General features: G+C 45.1%; 7 protein-coding genes. 4 read left to right on the forward strand and 3 right to left on the reverse strand.

Annotated elements, in window-relative coordinates; all coding sequences use genetic code 11:
* Positions 1–44: 44 nt before the first annotated feature.
* Together ACLTL4_RS04320 and ACLTL4_RS04325 are read right to left on the reverse strand one after the other, a co-directional pair.
* Complete coding sequence (locus ACLTL4_RS04320; protein WP_412291312.1) at positions 45–1,814, reverse strand: peptidase domain-containing ABC transporter; 1,770 nt, start codon at positions 1,812–1,814, stop codon at positions 45–47.
* Positions 1,811–2,974 carry a PqqD family protein gene (locus tag ACLTL4_RS04325; RefSeq protein WP_412291311.1) on the reverse strand — a complete coding sequence of 388 codons (1,164 nt, stop codon included), beginning with the start codon at positions 2,972–2,974 and terminating at the stop codon, positions 1,811–1,813. The genes ACLTL4_RS04320 and ACLTL4_RS04325 overlap by 4 nt, the downstream gene beginning before the upstream one ends.
* A 255-nt stretch (positions 2,975–3,229) precedes the next feature.
* Between ACLTL4_RS04325 and ACLTL4_RS04330 the strand changes: the two genes are divergently transcribed.
* The 4 genes from ACLTL4_RS04330 to ACLTL4_RS04345 all read left to right on the forward strand — a co-directional run bounded on the left by ACLTL4_RS04330 (position 3,230) and on the right by ACLTL4_RS04345 (position 19,904).
* Positions 3,230–4,546, forward strand: coding sequence for a helix-turn-helix domain-containing protein (locus ACLTL4_RS04330; protein WP_412291310.1), 1,317 nt, complete (start codon positions 3,230–3,232; stop codon positions 4,544–4,546).
* A gap of 253 nt (positions 4,547–4,799) precedes the next feature.
* Positions 4,800–12,758: a hypothetical protein gene (locus tag ACLTL4_RS04335; protein WP_412291309.1), complete on the forward strand. Its 7,959-nt coding sequence runs from the start codon at positions 4,800–4,802 to the stop codon at positions 12,756–12,758.
* A 14-nt stretch (positions 12,759–12,772) separates the two neighbouring features.
* A complete protein-coding gene (locus tag ACLTL4_RS04340) occupies positions 12,773–19,243 on the forward strand; it encodes a leucine-rich repeat protein (RefSeq protein ID WP_412291308.1) in 6,471 nt (2,156 codons plus the stop codon).
* 76 nt (positions 19,244–19,319) lie between these two features.
* Complete coding sequence (locus ACLTL4_RS04345) at positions 19,320–19,904, forward strand: hypothetical protein (RefSeq protein ID WP_173896279.1); 585 nt, start codon at positions 19,320–19,322, stop codon at positions 19,902–19,904.
* Between the two features lie 9 nt (positions 19,905–19,913).
* Here the strand turns inward: ACLTL4_RS04345 and ACLTL4_RS04350 are convergent, their stop codons facing one another.
* Positions 19,914–20,459: a biotin transporter BioY gene (locus ACLTL4_RS04350; protein ID WP_412291307.1), complete on the reverse strand. Its 546-nt coding sequence runs from the start codon at positions 20,457–20,459 to the stop codon at positions 19,914–19,916.
* Positions 20,460–20,554: the final 95 nt, after the last annotated feature.

A 20,554-nucleotide genomic window follows, 5' to 3' on the forward strand; every position in this document is an offset into this window, starting at 1 on the left:
AACCGTTTCTGGTTTTGCCTTTTTTTTCGAAAAAAATACTGTGATCAGAAATCTCCCATCAGTTTTTCAATCTCTTCATCTTTCAGCACTTCACATTTTTTTTCACGTATCGCATAAACACGAGTGCAGATATTGAGTACGGTCGGTCGGTGAGTCGTGACGATACAGGTTCTCGGATAGGTATCCTGCATGATGTTTTTCAGCACCTTCCGTTCGGTAGCGACATCGAGTGCGGAGGTTGCTTCATCGAGCAGCAGGATCGGCGAGTGGCGAAGCAGTGCCCTGGCAATGGAAAGTCTCTGTGCCTGTCCTTCGGAGAATCCGCCGCCGCGTTCTTTGACCATGCTCTGAATGCCGTCCGGAAGCTTTTCCACGAAATCCCAGGCACATGCCAGCTGCAGGGCGTGGATGATTTCTTCGTCTGTGGCATCTGGTTTGACGTTTCGCATATTTTCTGCAATCGTACCGGAAAACATGGTATTTCCCTGAGGTACATAAGAAAACAGTTTTCTGGTGGAAGGTGACATTTCAATCTGTGTCCGATGGTTGTCTCCGGCACAGACATGACACGAACCGCCCGATGGCTGGAGCAGCGACAAGATCAGCCGCAGCATCGTTGTTTTGCCCTCCCCGGAAGGACCGACCAGGGCAACAATCTCGTGTGGATAAGCTTCCATGGAAGCATCGCGGAACACTTCGGTTCCGGTGTTGTAACTATAACTCAGATCCTGCATGGCAATGCCGATGCCTTCGGCTCTGTGATCTTTTTCAAAAGCAATGACCTGGTCATCATGGCTGTAGTCTTCCTGCGGCATTTCCACAATATCCATCAGACGGCCGGCAGAGATCGTCAGGGAAACCGCAGACGGAACAAGGCCGGCAAGCGAATTGACAGAGCTTGTCAGAGTCCCGGACAGGGAGAGGAACATGGTCATTGTTCCGTATGTAATGGCATTGCTCCAGACGCGGTAAATTCCCCAGCCGTAGCAGCTGTAGGATACGATAAAACCGATCAGCGTCATCAGGATGGAAGTCAGCATGGACATTTTCTGAAAATCCATTCGCATCTGGATATATTCTTTTTGCAGAGATTTCAGGCGTTCGATGTAAAAATGGATCAGGTCAAATGCTTTGATCGTCTGGATATTGGAAAACGTTTCCTGATTAAATCCATACATTTTGGCGTTCATGGCGGCACTCTTTGCATTGTTGTTGCTCATGCGGCGGAGCAGTGGTTTTGACAAGATCGCACTGAACGGAATGCCGATCAGGGCAAACAGGGCAAAGGTCGGGTCGTAGTAGAGAACGACGAAAAGTGCACTGATAAAACGGAAAATGTAAATGACCAGGTTCGGGATCCAGTTGAGGATGCCGCTGGAAATATTCGAAGCATCGGAGCTCCAGCGGGTGACCAGATCACCGGTGTGATAGTCGGTCAAGGACTCCCAGTCGGTAACCAGCATTTTTGCGAAAATGTCATTTTTGATCTCTGAATCGACTTTCAGGTTGATGAATGTCGAAGCATAGGTGGATGCCTGTGAAAATAAAATATTTGCAATGGAAAAACCGATCATTGCGGCAAAAGTGGAGAGCAGTTTGCCGGTCTGGTGTCCGGTGATGATGTCTATCAAATCTTTTGATATAAAACCGGAAACCAGTGATACGCCGGAACCGGCAATGCCGAGCAGTGTATAAACAACCATGGATTTCCAGTAGCGTTTTCCATACTGCCAGATCCATTTGGACTGCAGCCACATTTTCTGAAGATTCTCCGGTTTGAGGTGCTTCCATATCAGCAGCAGTTTATCTTTCATTGTTTTACTGCCTCCCACAGATCGATTCTCTGACGCATTTTGTGTGCCGCAGAAGGATTTTTCATACAAAGGAAATGGAAGACCGGAATCTCATCTGTCAGTGTTTCTGCAAATGCAAGGCTGCGTGAGACCAGCTCATCTGTCCAGGACGGGGAGATCATCCGCTGCATGACACGCAGAACTCGTTCCGCTGGAGTCATGATCTCAAAGCGGTTGTCTTTCGCATCGCGTCCAAGCAGTACAATACCGCCAAGCCTCTGTTTTTCGGTGGTACAGATGCCGGAAGTTCCGCACCACGGAATACCGTAAACAAAAAACTGCCCGTTTTCTTCGCCGATCAGGTTTAAATCTCCGTTCAGGAGCGGTGTGCCGAAAAGCTCCTTCCAGAGATTGGTGTGAGTGGATTTTCCCATGCCGGAGTGACCGGAAAAGAGCCATGCCTTTTCTTTATAAAGAAGCGAGGCAGAATGAACGGCGAATTTTCCGTTTTTCTGAGCGATAAAAAGGAAGAATGGCCGAATTGCATGGAAAAGGTTTTCCAGGTTGCTCTCTGTCACGGCGGAAGAACAGTAAATCTGTACAAGATGGCCGTCTTTTGTCATATGGGCTTCAAAAATATTTTTCAGTGTCGGAAACAGCATCACATAGCCGTCAGCATGTTCGAGGATGGAAAGTTCCCGGTTTCGAAGCAGCACGGTGCCGTTTTGCTTTGTCGGACTCTGACAGATTAGATGGATTTCCTGTGTGATTTTTGGGGCTGTTTTGGGATCACAGGCAAAAGCAGAAAATTCTTTTGGAAAAAGTTCTGCCGGTCCGCACAGACGGATCACCAGATCTGCAATGTTCATATATATAGAAGAAAGAGAATCGGCAGAATCACCGTCATCCTTTAAAATGTCAAAAGAAGTAAGCTGATTCAGAAATAAAGTTACGTCCTCTTCAAGCATCGGAAAGTCGGATTCTTCCAGCTGATAATGCCCGGCAAGCTTTTTTACAAGCTCTGCATGCTTTGTGGTATCACAGAGACATTCCCACAGAAAAGCACCCGTTTCATTGAGAAACAGTCCCTTTTTCTGATCGGCAACCTGCTGACCGAACGGAAGAAGATAGTAAGAATCTTTGATTTTTTTCAGGACGAACCCCGGTTGTTTTTTAAGCATAATTTTTGTCTCCTTTCAAAGACTGTACGGGGCAATTATATAACAATCGGGACAGAATTGACAGAAGAAAATTTCCGGTCTTTAAGAATGATTCGGATAGGCCGGATGAAAGTATAACAGCAGGATTCAGATGCAAAAAAAACTCATCTGGCCGGTGTGATGCAGATTTGCAGCAGATGGTATTCTGTGTTAAAATAGAGAGGCGAAAAACGGGAATACAGGGAAAGATGGAAAATCATTACAGAGGTGAAAGAGATGGAGGAAAATGCAAAATCAGAGGAGGAGTCATTCAAGACTCCGGGGGAACGTATCGTAAAACTGTGTGAAAAGCAGCAGATCTCCCAGAGGGAGCTGGCAAGGAGGATCGGTGTGACATCTTCACAGATCAGCCGTATTTTAAAAGGGGAGACGAAAACGATCAACAGTGATATGTTGATGGCTCTGGCACAGGAGTTTGGCGTATCCACGGATTATATTCTTGGAATTGTGAACAATCCGGAAAATACGCAAAGTGTGGAAAATACAGAAAACCTGGCAGCAGAATCAAAGGACATGGAGGAACGCAGGGAACAGCCGTTTCACACGCCGATGCTTCTGATGAGTTCTGCTTTTCCGCTTGGCGGCTGCATAGATTTTATTGAGTCACTTGCAGATCAGGATGAAAAGATGATGGCGTACGCAGAATATTATTATTTCAGCGGCCATCACGAGAAGGCGGTAGAATATGCGGAAATGTATCTGGATCATCCGGATATCATGCTGAAGATGTCGGCCTGCCTGATCTATACGTTTGCAAATCTGTCGCTGAACCATATCCATTCGGCACGGATGGGGCTGAACAGGCTGACGGAGAATCTCGATCAGGTGATGAAAGGAAATACGGATCAGAAGGCAAAGGCATTTGGTGTCTTTGTAGCTGCCGCGGCACACACACTTCTGCATCTTCCGGTTGGCGATATTCCGCCACTGTCAGATTATGTCGGAGAATTCAAAAAAGGAAAACAGCTGTGGGGTGTTTACGTGCTTGCACATAAGGCATATCTGGATCGGGAATACCAGCGTTCTCTTGGCATCGTGGAGGCATGTCTGATGACGACAAAAGAGATATATCCGATTTCAATGATCTACCTGAATCTGGTGGCGGCAATGAATGCCATGAATCTGATGCAGACAGAGCTTGCCAAGAAATATTTTATGCAGGCGTGGGAGATCGCAAGACCGGATGGTCTGATCGAAGGCATCGGCGAACACCACGGACTTCTGCAGGGGCTGATCGAGACTTGTCTTAAGAAAGATTATCCGAAAGATTATGAGCGGATCATCGCAATTACTTATAAGTTCAGTTTTGGCTGGCGGCGGATCCACAACCCGGATACGAATGAATATGTGGCGGATAATTTAACAACCACAGAGTTTACGATTGCCATGCTTGCGAGCCGCGGCTGGACAAATCAGGAAATCGCTGATTATATGCAGATCACGCCAAGAACCGTGAAACAGCATATGACCTGTATTTTCAACAAAATGAGTATTTCCAACCGAAAACAATTAAAAGACTATATGCTGAGATGATGCCGAATATTTAAAAAATTGTGGGACTTACTTTGTAACGGAGCAATTCGTAGCATCATTATAAAATAACCAGACATTACCTGAAGTTAAAAAAGAAAATTTTTCTTTGTAAATGGACATTCTTAAGAGGAAATGTCCATTTTTTTTGTCAAATGGACGATGTCTGTAAAAATTTTTTAAAGTAAAATATAAAAGAGGAAAATGTGCCGGGGACGGCACAGGGAGAAAATTAAAACAGAAGGAGGCGTAGTTTATGGAGAAATTAAAGCCAAAAATCTCGAAAAAAGTCAAAAAAGTTTTAAGTTCCGTGCTGGCGGCAACGCTTGTGCTTGGAAGTGTTCCGGCGAGTACCTTTTTGGGTGATGCCATACAGGTGCGTGCGGCGGCGTCTTACAGTCCACAGAAGTATGGTGTGGGCGTACTGTGCCGGGATCTGACGACCGGAGACAAGGCAAAGGAAATTTTCAATGCGCTGGTACGGTGCAAGTCCAAGAAAGAGGATTCGCTTTACGGCAGTATTTACAACAATGTTGGTATGGTGAAATACAAATACAACAAGACGCAAGCCGGCTCCGGGAAGACATTTTCAGTCAACGTGCAGAAGGACTATCCGGTGCTGTACAATCAGTCTGGACAGATCAGTCAGAATCTGATGGCATACATAACGAATGATAAACATAAGAATTTCGGACACCACTGGGGAAACCGGACGCAGTACGGAAAAATTATCTTTGGTTATCCGACCAGTGCAGATAATAACAGTTTCTGGCTCGGGCAGAGCTACAATACAGGCGATCATAATTCAGATGGAAGCTGGACGGTCGGGGATCGTGATACCTGGGCAGCATTTCGGCCATCGCTGGGACAGAATAAAAGAGCAGCTCTCTATGTGACTACGAAAAAGGGCTGCGGCAGCTGCGGAAGTGCCAAGATCCAGAATGTATCGATTGCATTTAAGGATGAGACCGCTCCGAAAATCAAGACGATCACGATCACGAGTGACAAAAACTCAGACACACCGACCTTGTATTTTAAGGAAGGTCAGACGATGTATGTAAAGGTGAAATTCAGCGAATATGTGCGTCTGGCAGATAACAATGCAGGCAGTACACAGTCAAAGAACATCAGACTGGCATTGTCGCTTGGACAGAAAAATACGGCAGATGTGGCAACTGCGTATGCGAATCTGGATACTTTGAAAGATGATATTGCAATATTTTCTTATAAAGTCCCAAAAACCATTGATAACAAAACGGTGGATTTTTATGTGTCCGGACTTGCGGATATCGGCTATCAGACATCGATCATTGATCAGAACGGCAGCAAAAATTATGACCGAAAATTTGTCGGTTATGATGGGGGTACCTTGTCTAATGGAAGTGGGACGATGAAAAAACTGAAAGCAGCTGTTGGGAGTTCCGATTATAACGCACTGAAAAAAACAAGCAGTGTCATTACAGACCTTGCCGGAAATCCGCTCAGTCTGGACGGATTTCGCAATGTGAAAAAAGGATCCGCAGGATGCAGCGTGACAAGGGCATACCTAGATACGGTAAATCCGATCGTCGAAACAGTTTCGATCACCACGAACCAGAAAAACCAGACACAAAATGCAAACGAAGCCAATTATCTGAAGGTCGGAACGACCGTGACGGTATCTGCTGTTTTAAATGAACGCATCCAGAAGATCAGTGATGCCAACAGGAAAAAGATCATCGCTTCTTTAAATATCAAAAAGAAAGACGGCAGTCCGGTGAAACTTGAGGCAAAATATGTTTTTGATCAGTCGTCAACCGGAAAAACGGTTGTCATATTCAAGGATTTTATCGTGGATCGGGATATGGTTTTCCAGAAGCAGGATAAACTGAACTACAAAAAGAAAACGGATTATAAAGTGACGATCACGGAAATTGCAGGCCTGAGCGAGATCAAAGATTATTCCGGAAATACACTTTCTGTGGCAAATGATCTGAGAGGCAGTACAAGTAAAGATTTCTATCTGGATAACGAAGTTCCGACGATCATGATCGACAGTCAGGCTGTATCAGAAACAAAAACGTATGAGATGGCGAGAATGACGAAGTCAGAAGATGAAGTGTATTCTCTGGCGTTCAGCGTAAAAGATTATGATACGGTGAGCGGAAATACTTCCGGGCCTCTGGCCTCGGGTGTGATCGGCGGAAAAGCCAGCATGACGGTGAACCTTCAGGGACAGGGAGATGCCAATAAGTTCTGGTATTATGCATCACAGACGGCACTGAAAGAAGATGAGATCGACCAGACAGGATTCAAAGAGGCACAGTCTGGAAAGACAAAGATCGATCTTGATCTGACCAATGATACAACAGATCTTCATCTGTATCTGAAATTCGACAAAAATATTGATTATTCTTCCGTAAACAACGGAGTCAAAGTGCAGGTATCTGCAAGTGATATTAATCATAATACAAAGACCGTAACAGCAAAATACAGCTACACGGCAAAAGACAAGATCGCTCCTGTGATTTCTTATGAGAGCATACAGCTCAAAGAAAACAATGACAACAGTGCATATCAGGAAGCCGTTGTGAGAGTTAAAGATGCAGGCGGCATCAATATCGACAATATTCGCTACTTCTGGCTGGAAGAAGGCAGCACGCTTCCGGGAAGTGACAAATTTACTACGGCAGCTGTGGGGGATGTGACGGTTGTGAACCAGTCCGGCGATAAAGTGACCGAGTGCCTAGTTACGATCCGTACAAAAACAGTCGGAGCAAACCAGACTTATCAGGCAGCACTTTATGTCTCGGCAGCCGATATCGCAAAGAATGAAACCATAAGCGAAAAACTTGCAGATGCGGCAATCGACCGAAATATTCCGGCAGTGGAAATTATAACACCGGAAACAAAAACGAACGAAGCAAACAAAGAATCTTCGCTGAAAGTCCGCGGACCGATCACTTCTTCCGCAAATGAAGCGGAACTGTTTGTGGCAGTAAAAGATCCGATCGAACAGGATGCTTATTTTATCCGCAGCGTGTCAGGAAAGGCATCAGAAATACTGATCGATAACGAAGAATTTTTGGATGCGGCAAAACTTCCGTATTCTTCCGGATATCAGAGCAGCGAGACCGGAAAATGGTCCTACGGAACGCTTATCATGACCGGAAATCAGAAATATGAGATCACGACAACTTACAACAGTTTAAATGATGCAAATGCGGCGACCGTAAGAGAACGTTTCCTGGCGATCAGCGGAAATAAATACTATGGAAATGTAACCGTTACAGCAGGGTCCGGTTTTAAGAGCAGTGCTTTTGCGACAAGCGGAAATAAAAAAACATTTGATGCATCAAAAGGAAAACTGGTCACAAAGACCTTTACCATGACTCCTGACGAGTATGGATTTTCCGATAAGAAAGATGTAAAAACCGGAAGTTATCAGATCGATCGGACACCGGCAAATACCGTGACGATCAAAACAAAAGATAATGCAAATTATGGGCAGCAGGTAAAACGGGAAGATTTTGGAGATGCATACAATCCGGAGGTAAACGGAGCAGAATATCTCTCCACACTTACCGGGGCAGCATTTGACATCAGCTTTGCAAATCAGAGAACCAGACATTTTGTGATGGATGATATGGATTATGCATCGCCGAATACCTATATCTGCCTGAAACAGACAGAAGGTGATAAGGAAACCGAAGTTTACCGGTGGAATATTATAAAGGGAAAATCCAGCCAGACGGTAGAAATTCCGGAAGGTCTGACACTGCCAAACGGACAGTATAAACTGGAAGTTTCTGTCAGCAACAAACAGGGTAATTCGGCAGAACCGGTCATTACGACGGAGCAGTATGACAACATTTATCTTTATAATTATGATGCTGATATGACAGAAGCATTTGGTATCAGCAAAGTGACGGGAAGTATTCATTTTGCAGCAGAAGATCCATATCAGGGAGCAGATAAAGTTCCGTACTATGGATTTGCCGCAACCGGAACGTATGAATTTAACCGGACCGTTGTGGATGACCAGAAACCGGATTTTACCGCAACCGGAGCGGATGGCTATACGACAGATGTTCTCTATCTTGGAAACTGTGCAACATCTGAGACAACGGAAGGGATTACTTACAACCGCAGCATTCAGTTTACGGTAAACGGCATGGAAGATTACGATGCCGGCAATTACTGGATCAAAGTCTGGGCGGGTGATAACGAGGCTTCTGCGAAATGGTTCCCGCTTAAGGATTATGATGCAGAAAATAAAGTGATGATGTTTGACGTAAAGCCGACGGATGCAAAAGCAATGTTCCAGGCGGAGGATGCGGCAGCCTTTTATGCAGGCGGATATGCAAATGCAGATGTATGTGCAGTTCCGGTCTTTGAAGGCAGCAACACAATCTCTTATGAACTGATGAACGTTGGAGGCGTGAAGTCACAGCGTCACGAAGTGGAGATTTATTATTCTGCAAAAGCACCGGATTTCAAAATAGAAGTGGAAGAAAGTGAGGCTTCCAGGCAGAGTATTTCTGCAGCAGTAACAGAAGCAGACAGTACGATGGTTGCAAAAGATCCGGAAATGTATGAAGTGAATCTTTCTGCTTCCGATGACACTGCGGATACGCTGATAAAAGAGAGAAGTTTTGCTTATACAGAAAACCAGCGACACCTGTATTATCTGCTGGATGGATATGGAAACTTAAGCTATCAGCAGTTTTATATCACAGATGTGGATCATACAGCACCAACAGCAGAGTTTACAGTGTTAAAAAGTGCCACAAGCGAGATTACTACAATCAGCACAGACAGTACCGCACAGAACGAAGGAGAAACGGATGAACATATCACAAATCCGAGCTTTGAAATTGAGATCCGCGACGATCGGAATCTGAAAAATGCAAATATTCAGCTGATCATCGATGGAAAAGATCCGATCCATGTGGTACAGACAGACGATGGATATGGATCCGACTGGGATGGCTCTTATTACTGCGGTATGGAGTTCACAAAGGATATCAACCAGAGTCTAGGTTTTCTGAGTGAAAATTATCTGGTGAATAAAGATGGCAGCCACACCCTGCGTCTTATGGGAGATTTCAAGGCAGACATTGATCTTTCCAAAGAGAAAGGACTTCATATGCCGCACAGTATTGAGCTGAGGATTGTCGATGAGGCCGGTAATGTCATGGAAACGATTTCTTCCAAAGACCAGGACTTCTACGGAATCAACCAGCGGCCGAAGATCCGCAGAATGGATGTTTATCCGCAGGACGGCATGGTAAACTTTGAATTCAATATGGAAGTCCATATCAAAAAAATAAATGGGATCGAACTTCCGCAGATCATGTACAGATACATCTATTATGGCTCGTACTTTATGCTTGGAAGGGCAAGAGATATGCTGCGTCAGTTTGATGTGCCGATGGACGACGAAAACGTCTTGCTGAAGGATTACTGCGGAATCAGTAAGGATGGAACTTACGAGATCGAGTATGAAGATATTTATGGAAATTCATATACGGAGCAGTTTACACTGGAGGACTTTTTCGGAGATTATTCGGCACAGATCCAGTACAGCACGACAGAGAAAACAAAAGAAGATGTAGTGGCAACGATCGAAGGTGTCAGCGAAAACGCACAGATTTCCCTGAAAAAGACAGACGATACAGGTGAAAGTAGTACGGATGACAGCGAAAACAAAGAAGATACCAGTGACGCTTATACGATCAGCTGGAACAAGCAGAAATCAAAGGCAACGATCGTGTTCCACAAAAACGCAAATATTACATTTGAACTGACCATTCCGGGAGCAGCTGAGCAGAAAACGGTGGACTACAATGTTACGGTAGAAAACATGGATAAAGATGCACCGAAGGATGCAAAGGTTTATTGGAGATTTCTGGAGAACGGAGAAGTACAGGAAGGAAATACACTGGATATTTCAAATCTTGAAGATCAGAGTACCACAGACGGTATTGAAGTCTGGATCGCTTCCGAGAGTGAAGATCTGTATGCTGCAAATGGAAAGGAATTAAAGCATACGTTCCTCTATTCGGAAAACATGGAACGAAGCTATACCTTTGAATACAGTGATGAGTGCGGAAACGAAGGTGCACCGATCACAGTCACACTGCCGGATGAGCTGAACATGAAGCCGTATGAAGCACCGGTGGAAGAAGAAGGTGCTTATGAAAAAGACACAACACCTCCGGAAGTCGTTGCGGAAGTCTATGCGGTCTATGACGGACTGGCAAGTTATTTCAGTTCCTGGACACCGTCAGAAGATGCTTTTGCCGAACTGGCAGAAAAGATCGGATACAGCGGCGGTTATAAGATTTCTTATACCATTTCTGATGACAGCCGGACGAAACTGATCGTGAAAAACGGACTGCAGGCAGATACGGGAAAACTGAATTTCAACAGTACCTCAGATCAGATTGATGGTGTGAAACTGGATGCGAACAATAACAGCCTGCTTATCACAAAGCCGTGTCAGATCACGGTGATTGCGATCGATCAGGAAGGAAACATATTCTGGCACAGTCTTGAGGCTGCGAAGATTGACCAGGAAGCACCGACGGTCCGCGTGGAAAAAGAAGGTATCAGCTTTACCCGCATGAGACTGAAATTCTATGCAGATGATAATTCTGATAAAGAAAACGAAAAAGGAACCATCCTTCCGGTGACGTCGGGACTGCAGAAGGGCATGGATGACGAGGGGTATTACTATTTCCGGGAAGTAGAAAATAACGGAACTTACGATACTGTTTTTAAAGACCGAAGCGGCAACCGGGCAAAGATCAGCACAAAAGTAACGGAGATCGACAAGGATGCACCGAAGATCAGCGTATCTTCCTGGAGTCCGTGTTATGTCAAAGACGGAGAATCTTATGAGAAACTGCCGCCGATCGAACCGACAAACAGCTCCGTTCTGCTGAGTCTTGATTTTAACAAGACAGTATCGGAACTGAAAGTATACTATAAACAGAATGATAACTGGGTAGAAGACAATGGAACATTCTCAAAGACAGGAATCGAGCTGGGCGGAAGAAAAGGAAACGTAGAATTTTTCGCAGCGGTTCCAGGAATGGTTAAGATTGTGGCGACTTCGCCGAACGGTGTTTCCGGTGAGATGACCGATATCGACCTGGTTGACATCATTGATAAAAATGCACCGACGATCACAGTGACACAGAAACTGGAAAACAACCAGATGAACGTTATCTTCCGCTCCGATGAAACCGTATTTGTAAGCGGCGGCGGTCTGAACAGAAAATATGGCGGCAACACCAATATTTCTTTGGCAATCAAAGAAAACGGTGTATATGATTTCACATTTGCGGATGCAGCCGGAAATATGACGCAGCAGCAGATCACGGTGGATTCGATCGATGAAATACCTCCGGTTGTCTACGCATCCGGCATTCCGGAAACGTACATCCGCTCAGAGGACTGCAGCGTAAAGGTTACGATGTCCGAGGCAGGAACGATAACGTTCCGCGGAAAAGAATATCCGGTCAAAGCACCGACGGACAAAAACGGCGATGGCGAATTAAAAGGAGATGAACTGGACTGGATCACACTTCCGATCACGACAAACGGAAGTTATCAGGTCAAAGCAACCGATCAGGCAGGACTGGTTTCTTACCGTGTACTGGAGATCCAGTATCTGGATGATATTGCACCGAGTATTCAGTTTGACCGCTCTGTTGTAAATGTTTTCCAGGGAACGACTGCCGAAGAATTAAGAGAACAGCTTCTGGATGCGACGACATTCCGGCTCTGGGATAACATTGATTCGAATCCGCAGATTTCACTGAAAAATATGCTGACGGAAAAACAGATGAACGAGCAGGGTATTCATGAAGTCACATATTTACTGAGTGACCGTGTGGGAAATGAAAAACTGGTCAAACGGTATGTGAAAGTCATCAGCTCGGCAAATCTGAAGATCACGGCAAACGGCGAATCACTGCTTCCGTGTGATACGACGATTCTGAAAGAAAATCGGGCAGATCTGGTACTGGAAAAATCCAGAAGAACCGGTGAATCCTTTAAGGTATATTACAAAAAGGGAATTCAGAAAGCCGGAGCGATGAAGAAGGCAGATGTTGTGAAAGACGGTAAGCTGACGGATCTGGAGGCAGGATTCTATACGCTCTATATTGTAACGCAGAATAAAGAAACGTATCTGACTTATATTTATATTGATTTAGAACAGTAAAGGAGGGCAGGTATATGGATAAGAGAAAAAACAAGATATTTTTAAAGAGGGCTTTCAGTCTGATGCTTTCCGCGGTTGTGCTCTTTACGGGCCTTCCGCTGGAAATGCTGGCGGCACCGCAGAGTATGGAGAGTAAAGTGGCGGATGAAGATGTGCTGCTTTTGCAGAACGATTCGATATCTGTCCGCATGTCAGGTAAAAACGGCGGATTTTATATCTCAAATGTGGAAGGTGATAAGACAATAAAATCCGACAATAACAAAGATCTGCTGTACCACAGCGATGATTATGACACTTCATTTACTTCCTTCCGCATAACCAGAAACGGAGAGACAAAAGATTACATTTTCGGCGGAGATTATTCTTTTGAAGGAATAAAGTCCGGCGGTGTAACCGTTTCGCAGGATGCAAAGGGACTGTCAGCAAAATGGAGCCTGGGTGAACTGGAATTCACCCAGCGGCTCGAGCTGGCAAATACCGGATCAAACGAACACGGCATGGTCATGATCAACTACGATGTACAGAATCATGGCAGTGAGGACGTAAAAGTTGAGGCGAGAATGCTGCTTGATTCGGCCGTCGGAGATCAGGATTTTGTATATTATGAAATTCCAAATACATCTTATGCCAGCGATATTATCAAACGGGAATGTGTGCTGGATGCAGCGAATATTCCGACTGCGTTTTATGCATACGATGACATTTACAGTCCGACGGCAACGGCATCAACCGTAGTCTCTTCCAAAGGAATGTTAAAAAAAGTCGCTTTTGCACACTGGAACTCTCTGGCGGCGACCGGCTTTGATTTTGCCCCGGATGAGACTCTGGATTTTACAAGCGATGGCAATGATCAGTACGGGACAGCAGATAGTGCCATGGCAATGTACTATGATCTTGGAACAATCCAGTCGGGAAAAGAAGGAATTGTAAACACATACTATGGAGTATTTTCCAATGAAAAAACAGATCTTGAAACAGATCAGGTAACCTTCAATATGACTTCACCGTCCGTTCTGGATCTGTCGGCAGACGGAAAAAATTATGTTTCTACCTGCAACCGCAATACAGACGGAACCTTTAAAGAGGACGGCATTATTGATATTCAGGCAACTTTAAAAAATATTTCTGAGAAGAACGATTATAAAAAAGTAGTCATCGCAGCTTATGCATCAGAAGGTCTCACACCGCTTGACGAAGATCAGAAAGAGCCAATCTACGAGACCAGCTATGCAGTGCCGTATCAGAGCACTTATGTGGATTTCACGAGGGGAACGGAGATCAAGATCCCATTTTATTTCCGGGCGAAAGTGGACAGTGCATCCAGCTATCGAAAGATTACGTTCCGTGTGTTTAACCTTCCGGATTCTACGGATGCGAGACTGTTATATGAAAATCTCTTGTATGAAGGTTCTACTTACATTCTTTGCCCGGGCGGAAACGGCGAACTGCCGAAGATCACGTTTCACAGTGCGACACCGGAGATCCTCTATAATGATCTGACGAGACATCTCTATGTGAGCGGCAGCAATTTCACCATGCTGGAGGATAAGAGCCGCTACACACTGTATGCACAGGGAGCAAGCGACAGCAAAAAGTACGAAATTCCATCAGAAAACATTTTGATCGATCCGCAGGAAAACAAACTGGATATTCTTTTTACGGAGACGATGAAACCGGACACATATCAGCTCAGTTTTGAGTGGACAGAACCGCCGACCGGCGTTGACAAGATCACAACCGGCGATGCTCTGAAGGTGGTCATGTCGGATGACATCCGCTATCGAAATGATTATTACGGGATTCTCGCAGTTGTGCAGGAAAAAGGCAAAACAGGGGATCAAGCAAAATATCAGCTGAAAACCTATGCAAGCGAAGAAGCTTACGCAGCAGATAAAAACAATTACGAAGAAACGCTGCTGTTCTTCCAGGGAAGCTTTATCAAAGATGATACCTTTGATAAAGGTGCGGACGGAACAAATGTGAAATACGTTGCAAAATCGATCAGCGGTGAAAAAGACAAAGTTGTGATCAACGGCTGTATCGATGCCCTGAACGGTACCGTAGAAGTCAGCCAGAAGGACGGCGTGATCAACACAGATTTTAATGATATTACATTAAATGCTTCTGTAGAAAACACCAGGATCTACAAGGGTAATGCTGCGTTTACAAGCATCGAAAACGGAACAGAATACGGACTTGTGCCTTATAACATGAACGGAGAAGAGATCGAAGGTTTTCAGGATGAGGAGATCACCCTGATTTATCCGGCGGCATTAAATGGTTTGATGACGATCGCCGGGATGGCATTTAATCTTTCTTTTGCAAGGCTTGGCATGATGTATGACGGCGATGCAGATCGGGTGGAAGAACTGAAGGTGGAGGATGCAGAAGGATTTGTGATGTCATTCTCCGCACAGCTCGACTTAAGCTTTCTGATCCCGACATCCAAAAGAGGAAACACCGGGGAAAAGGTTGATAAAGTAAATCAGAATGTATTTGCAAATGACGGAGCAAAAGCAGATACGCTCCGCAATGCGTATAAAAAAACTTACAAACCGACCGGCAGCTCTTCCGGTTCTCTTACAAAAAACAATAAGAAAACAAAAGTCGCAAACAACCAGAATAACAAAAAAGAAGGGGACGATGATGGCGATACCGATGCAAAAGTAGAGGTAAAAAATGTACTCTACGGCATGAATCAGGGATTTATCGGAGTGAATTTCTCAGCCGAAGTAAAAATCCCGGGCTACACCGATTCCATGCCGAACATCGAAGGAACGCTGGAGGTCAACACAGTGAATGACTGGTCGATGGGTGTGGAAGGAAGTGCATCGTTCCTGAAATCCATCACGCTGGAGATCAAACTGGGGATAAAGAGTAAAAATAAGATCCCGGTTGTGGATAACCTGTATTTCTATGTGGAAGGTATCAAACCGGGCATCAACCTGGATTCCTTCGGTGTATGCTGGATCATCGGCGGTGGCGGCGGATTTGAAAATCTCTATGATACGATCTTCTGCTGCAGCGAAGTACCTCCGATCAAACTGCTGCTGAGCGTATCGTTTAATCTCTTCCAGGTGCTGGAGGCTCGTGCCGATATGAGCCTTGGTCTGACAGGATTCGGCATCAAGGTTTCGAACCTGAAAGTGGCAAACACGGACATCAAGATCATGGAATATGCGAAACTGGAGACACAGTGGATCCCTTATTTCAAGACGCTGGTGCAGTGCAGCATCAACTATATGGGTATCATCGATGGCAAGGGCTATATTGTGATTGATGCCAGCAGTGATGCACAGGAAGCGTTTGAAGCTTATGCACAGGCGATCGTCAGCATTCCGGATGTGATCCCGCTGATCGGCGGTATCCAGATCGGCGGTGCGGCACTTGGACTGAACACAAAGCGTATCTGGGGTGCACTGAAAGTTCTCGGATTCTCAACCGGTATTTCTTATGCCTATGGCGGTGACCTCTCCTTTGGCTCACAGGCAAAAGTAAATCCAACCTATCCGCAGTATCTGGAAGAAGCAAGAAGCACAGAGGGTATTTCCGGCAGATGGTACGCCGTTGGCTATGATGAAGAAAAACAGGATATGCTTTACATGAGCATCGGCCCGAATATTTACCAGAAGGATTCAAGCGAAAACAGCACCCTGGCAGATGCAGACGGAAAAATCAGCTCCAGCCTTCGCTCTGATATTACAAGAACCACGCATAACGTAACGCTTGGCAATTTCCAGGACGGCGTGGCACAGGTTCTGAGCATTGCATTTTCAGCAGAATCACTGGAAGAGGCAAAAGCAGGAAAAGAAGGACTCAAAGTTACCGATGAGAATGGAACGCCATATCCGATCCAGTATTATGACAATGACAAAACCGATGAACAGAATGAGACTGCAAATGCCAACTTTACTTATGATGAAGAGAAGAAAGAAGCAACCCTTGTTGTCTCCTTTACCGATCCGTCACTGGCAAATAAAACTTATACGATAAAAACAGCAAGTTCTTCTGAACTGATCCTCTATGGCGTAGATCCGCTTCCGGAGATCACCACAGTTCAGATGGATAAACAGAACTACAGCAGTGCAGATAATAAGATCAATCTGACATGGACAGGAAATGACAAAATGTCTGATCTGGAGAAACTTGATATTTACATTCTGGAAAATCCGGATTCGGAAGAAAACGGCGGTACACCGATCGCTTCCCTGACAGGAGCGGATATCGCAAAAGGAAAGGCTGCGATCACAATCCCGGATACGATGGAAAGCGGAAAATATTATGTAAGACTTGTGTACAGTCAGGAAGAAGTTACAACCGGAATCGTTGATACTGCAAATGCATTTGCCTATACGAACAGCAGCCAGCCGGAGACGATCACAGCGATCCATGCGGAAAATGCAGGCGATCTGCAGATCCGTGCTTCCATTGATACGGTAACGGATGACAAATGTCAGGGTGCACTGTTTAAGGTTTATGAAGTCGGTGCAAATGGCGAAAAAGAAGAACTTTCGGATTACAATGTTTCTGCCGTAAAAGACGAAGAGAATCAGATCTATGCGGTGCTTGGCGGCAGCAGCGAATCCAGAAGTGTCGATGAAAACGGAAAAGAAACCGTTGAGACCATCGGACTGACTGCCGGAACGAAATACGTGATCAGTGCGACACCATTTAACAAACTTTTAGACGGTGACGGCAATCTGATCGGTATCGTTTATGGAAAAGAAACGTTTGGCGAAGTCCTTACCTTAAATGAACCGCAGAAAGCAAAGATCACACTTGCAGCGGATCAGAAGGTTTATCAGGTTGGAAGAAGCGAAAATGAAAAAGATGAGGATGGAAATGTCACAGAAAAGATTGTGATGTACGACACGTATGCAGCATCTTCTGTCAACTTTACGGCAAAAGCCGATATGGCAGTGTCCGGAACCTGGGTGCTGGACGGCGAAGAAGTAAAAACAGGAACGTTTGAACATACATCAGAAATTGCCATTCCATTAAAAGACCTGGCAGACGGAGATCATACCATTCAGATTTACGGCAAGAATGAAAAAGGTGACGGTTTCGATCAGAGTTTTGTATTTAACATCGATACGACAGCGCCGACCCTGATGCTGACCTCCCCGACCAATGGATCTGGATTTGCAGAAGACGGCACGCTGACGATCAGCGGAATCACGGAGCCGGATGCAAAACTGACCATTACGGTGGACGGCAAACCGCTTGCAAGAGAAAAAACGCTTGGGGATCTTGGGACAGCACTTGGCGAAGGAAATGAATTTGCTTATGAAGTGAACATTGGCAGTGGTTATTATAAAAAAGAAGTAGAGATTACAGTAAGCGACGCAGTCGGAAATAAAGAGACTGCAAGAAACAGCGTATACAATGATGGCATGGGTAATATTAAAAATCTGGATATTGCATTAAGTGCAGATACAACCGAAACCACACAGAAACAGTGGATTTCCTACACCAATAAAAATCTGTTCCTGAAAGATACAGACGGCGTAGAAGTGGCACTGCAGCTGTGTGCCGTGACCGAAAATGATCAGAAGATCATCCTCAATGATCTGGATACGGTGGATCTGGAAGTGCATGCGGTTTCCGGAACAGCCGCGATCGAAGGCAACAAACTGACTGTTTCCAAAGACGGCCATGGATTTGTGCAGGGCAGATGGAACCTGGCAGACGGTGCGGCAATGACGGCCTCCTTCACTTACGGAGCAGAAGTCTTAGGGCAGATCGAAGAGGAAAAAGGTCTTCAGGTGATCTACCATGCAAATGGCGGAAGCGGTGCGATGACAGATCCGAACAGTCCGTATAAAAAATACGATACCGTTCAGGCTGCAAACTGTGGATTTAAGTATAACGGCATGGAATTTGTCAGCTGGAATACAAAGGCAGACGGCAGCGGAACTACGTATCTGCCGGGTGATAAATTCTATATCACAGAAACGACAGAACTGTATGCAATCTGGAAAAAAGTATCCAATCCGACGACCGAAAAACCGTCAACGGAAAAACCGTCTCCGACTCCATCGGATAAGCCGAAGGATGTAGTTATTGGAAAAATTTATTCGGTTGGCAAGGCAAGATATAAAGTGACATCCAAAAAGGCTGTCATGCTGGTATCCTACAAAAAGCCGGGAGCGAAGAAGATGAATATTCCGTCAACGGTCCGCATCAACGGCAGACAGTTCAAGGTGACGGCAATCGGTGCAAATGTATGCAAAGGCAACAAGAAGCTGACAACGGTAACGATCGGTAAGAATGTAAAGAGCATTGCGGCAAAAGCATTCTACAAGAATAAAAATCTGAAGAAGATCAATATCAAGTCAGTGACGATTGCAAAGATCGGTAAAAATGCATTTAAGGGTATTCATAAAAAAGCCGTCTTTGTGGTACCGAAAAAAGCAAAGAAAAAGTTAAGGAAAAAACTGACAGCCAAAGTCGGATTCCAGAAAAAAACCATGAAAATAAAATAAAGTAATCATTCAGTGAAAGTTAAAATGCCTGCAACTGAATGACTGCGAAGACAAAGAGACTTGGGGGGAGATTTATATGGCAGAAATACAAAAAAAATGTGCGGAGAAACAATTAAAAATACGTACCGGAAATTGGTTCCTGCCAGGGCTGATGATCGTGCTGCTGCTTTTGGGGGCAGCAGCCGTCACCTGCCTTCATTTTGGAATACAGGATCAGAAACGGGCAGCCAGACTGCTGGATGAAGCAAAACAGGAAAGAGAAATCTTGCTGGAAAACGTCAAAAATCCGGACCGGGATACCTTTTTGAGTGTGGAAGGTAAAGTGGTGGTTGGATTTTTGCAGATTCCGTCACAAAATACAGAGTATGCCATATTAAATACCTTTGATGCAAATACTGCATCATTCTCACTTTGCAGAGATGGGACATCCATGCCGTGGGATACGGAGGGCATGACCGTATATGGAATTGCTGCATTTACAAAAAACCTGTCAGAACTTCAGGTGGGAGATCAGCTGATCTTTGAAGATCTGGCAGGCACACAGTACCATTATCAGTATATAGAAAAATCCGAAGAAGTGATCGATCACGGAATCCAGATCATTTCTTCGGACAAAAACAAAAACGAAAAAACAACATTTCAGTTTAAATTTTTTTCCTGAAATTCTTTTTTAGCGGATTCTTTTTTTAATCTCCGGTCCGAGGAGCATGGCAATAACCATTTTGATCAGGTCGGCCGGGATAAAAGGAATCACACATACCGTCAGTGCGGCACCAACGGTGTAGTTGGCACTGATACAGAACCAGGCAGTTCCGAAAGCGTAGCATACAGCCGTTCCGACGATCATGCCGAGCAGCTGGAGCCAGCGATTATGGCATTTGTCGATTACCAGTCCGGCGATCACTGCCATGGCGATGAAACCGATGATGTAGCCACCGGTAGGACCGGCAAGCTTGCCGATTCCGCCTGTGAACCCGGAGAATACCGGAACGCCGACCAGACCGATCAACAGATAGACCAGATAACTGATCGTGCCGCGTTTCCATCCGAGCAGATATAAAGAAAGATAAATAGCAAGGTTTGTGAAAGAAATCGGAACCGGACCGATCGGGATGGACAGCGGAGCTAGAATACAGGTCACAGCTGTCATCAGTGCGGTGACGGTCATTTCGTAAGTTTTACTGTGCTGCGAGGCAGCAGTTTTTGTAACGTTCATTTGAAAAGTTCTCCTTGTAATATATTTCCATGATTTCACGATTTAACCAAATCAAGTAAGTCCCCTGCTTCAATTGCGAAAAGCAATAAGCAGTG

The sequence above is a fragment of the Hominisplanchenecus sp. genome (genome assembly GCF_046967715.1).
GTDB lineage: Bacteria > Bacillota > Clostridia > Lachnospirales > Lachnospiraceae > Hominisplanchenecus > Hominisplanchenecus faecis.

What these genes read in the sequence shown, in the direction of transcription:
- ACLTL4_RS04320 (WP_412291312.1), bottom strand. Translation starts at nt 1,814, where the DNA reads ATGAAAGATAAACTGCTGCTGATATGGAAGCACCTCAAACCGGAGAAT.
- ACLTL4_RS04325 (WP_412291311.1), bottom strand. Translation starts at nt 2,974, where the DNA reads ATGCTTAAAAAACAACCGGGGTTCGTCCTGAAAAAAATCAAAGATTCT.
- ACLTL4_RS04330 (WP_412291310.1), top strand. Translation starts at nt 3,230, where the DNA reads ATGGAGGAAAATGCAAAATCAGAGGAGGAGTCATTCAAGACTCCGGGG.
- ACLTL4_RS04335 (WP_412291309.1), top strand. Translation starts at nt 4,800, where the DNA reads ATGGAGAAATTAAAGCCAAAAATCTCGAAAAAAGTCAAAAAAGTTTTA.
- ACLTL4_RS04340 (WP_412291308.1), top strand. Translation starts at nt 12,773, where the DNA reads ATGGATAAGAGAAAAAACAAGATATTTTTAAAGAGGGCTTTCAGTCTG.
- ACLTL4_RS04345 (WP_173896279.1), top strand. Translation starts at nt 19,320, where the DNA reads ATGGCAGAAATACAAAAAAAATGTGCGGAGAAACAATTAAAAATACGT.
- ACLTL4_RS04350 (WP_412291307.1), bottom strand. Translation starts at nt 20,459, where the DNA reads ATGAACGTTACAAAAACTGCTGCCTCGCAGCACAGTAAAACTTACGAA.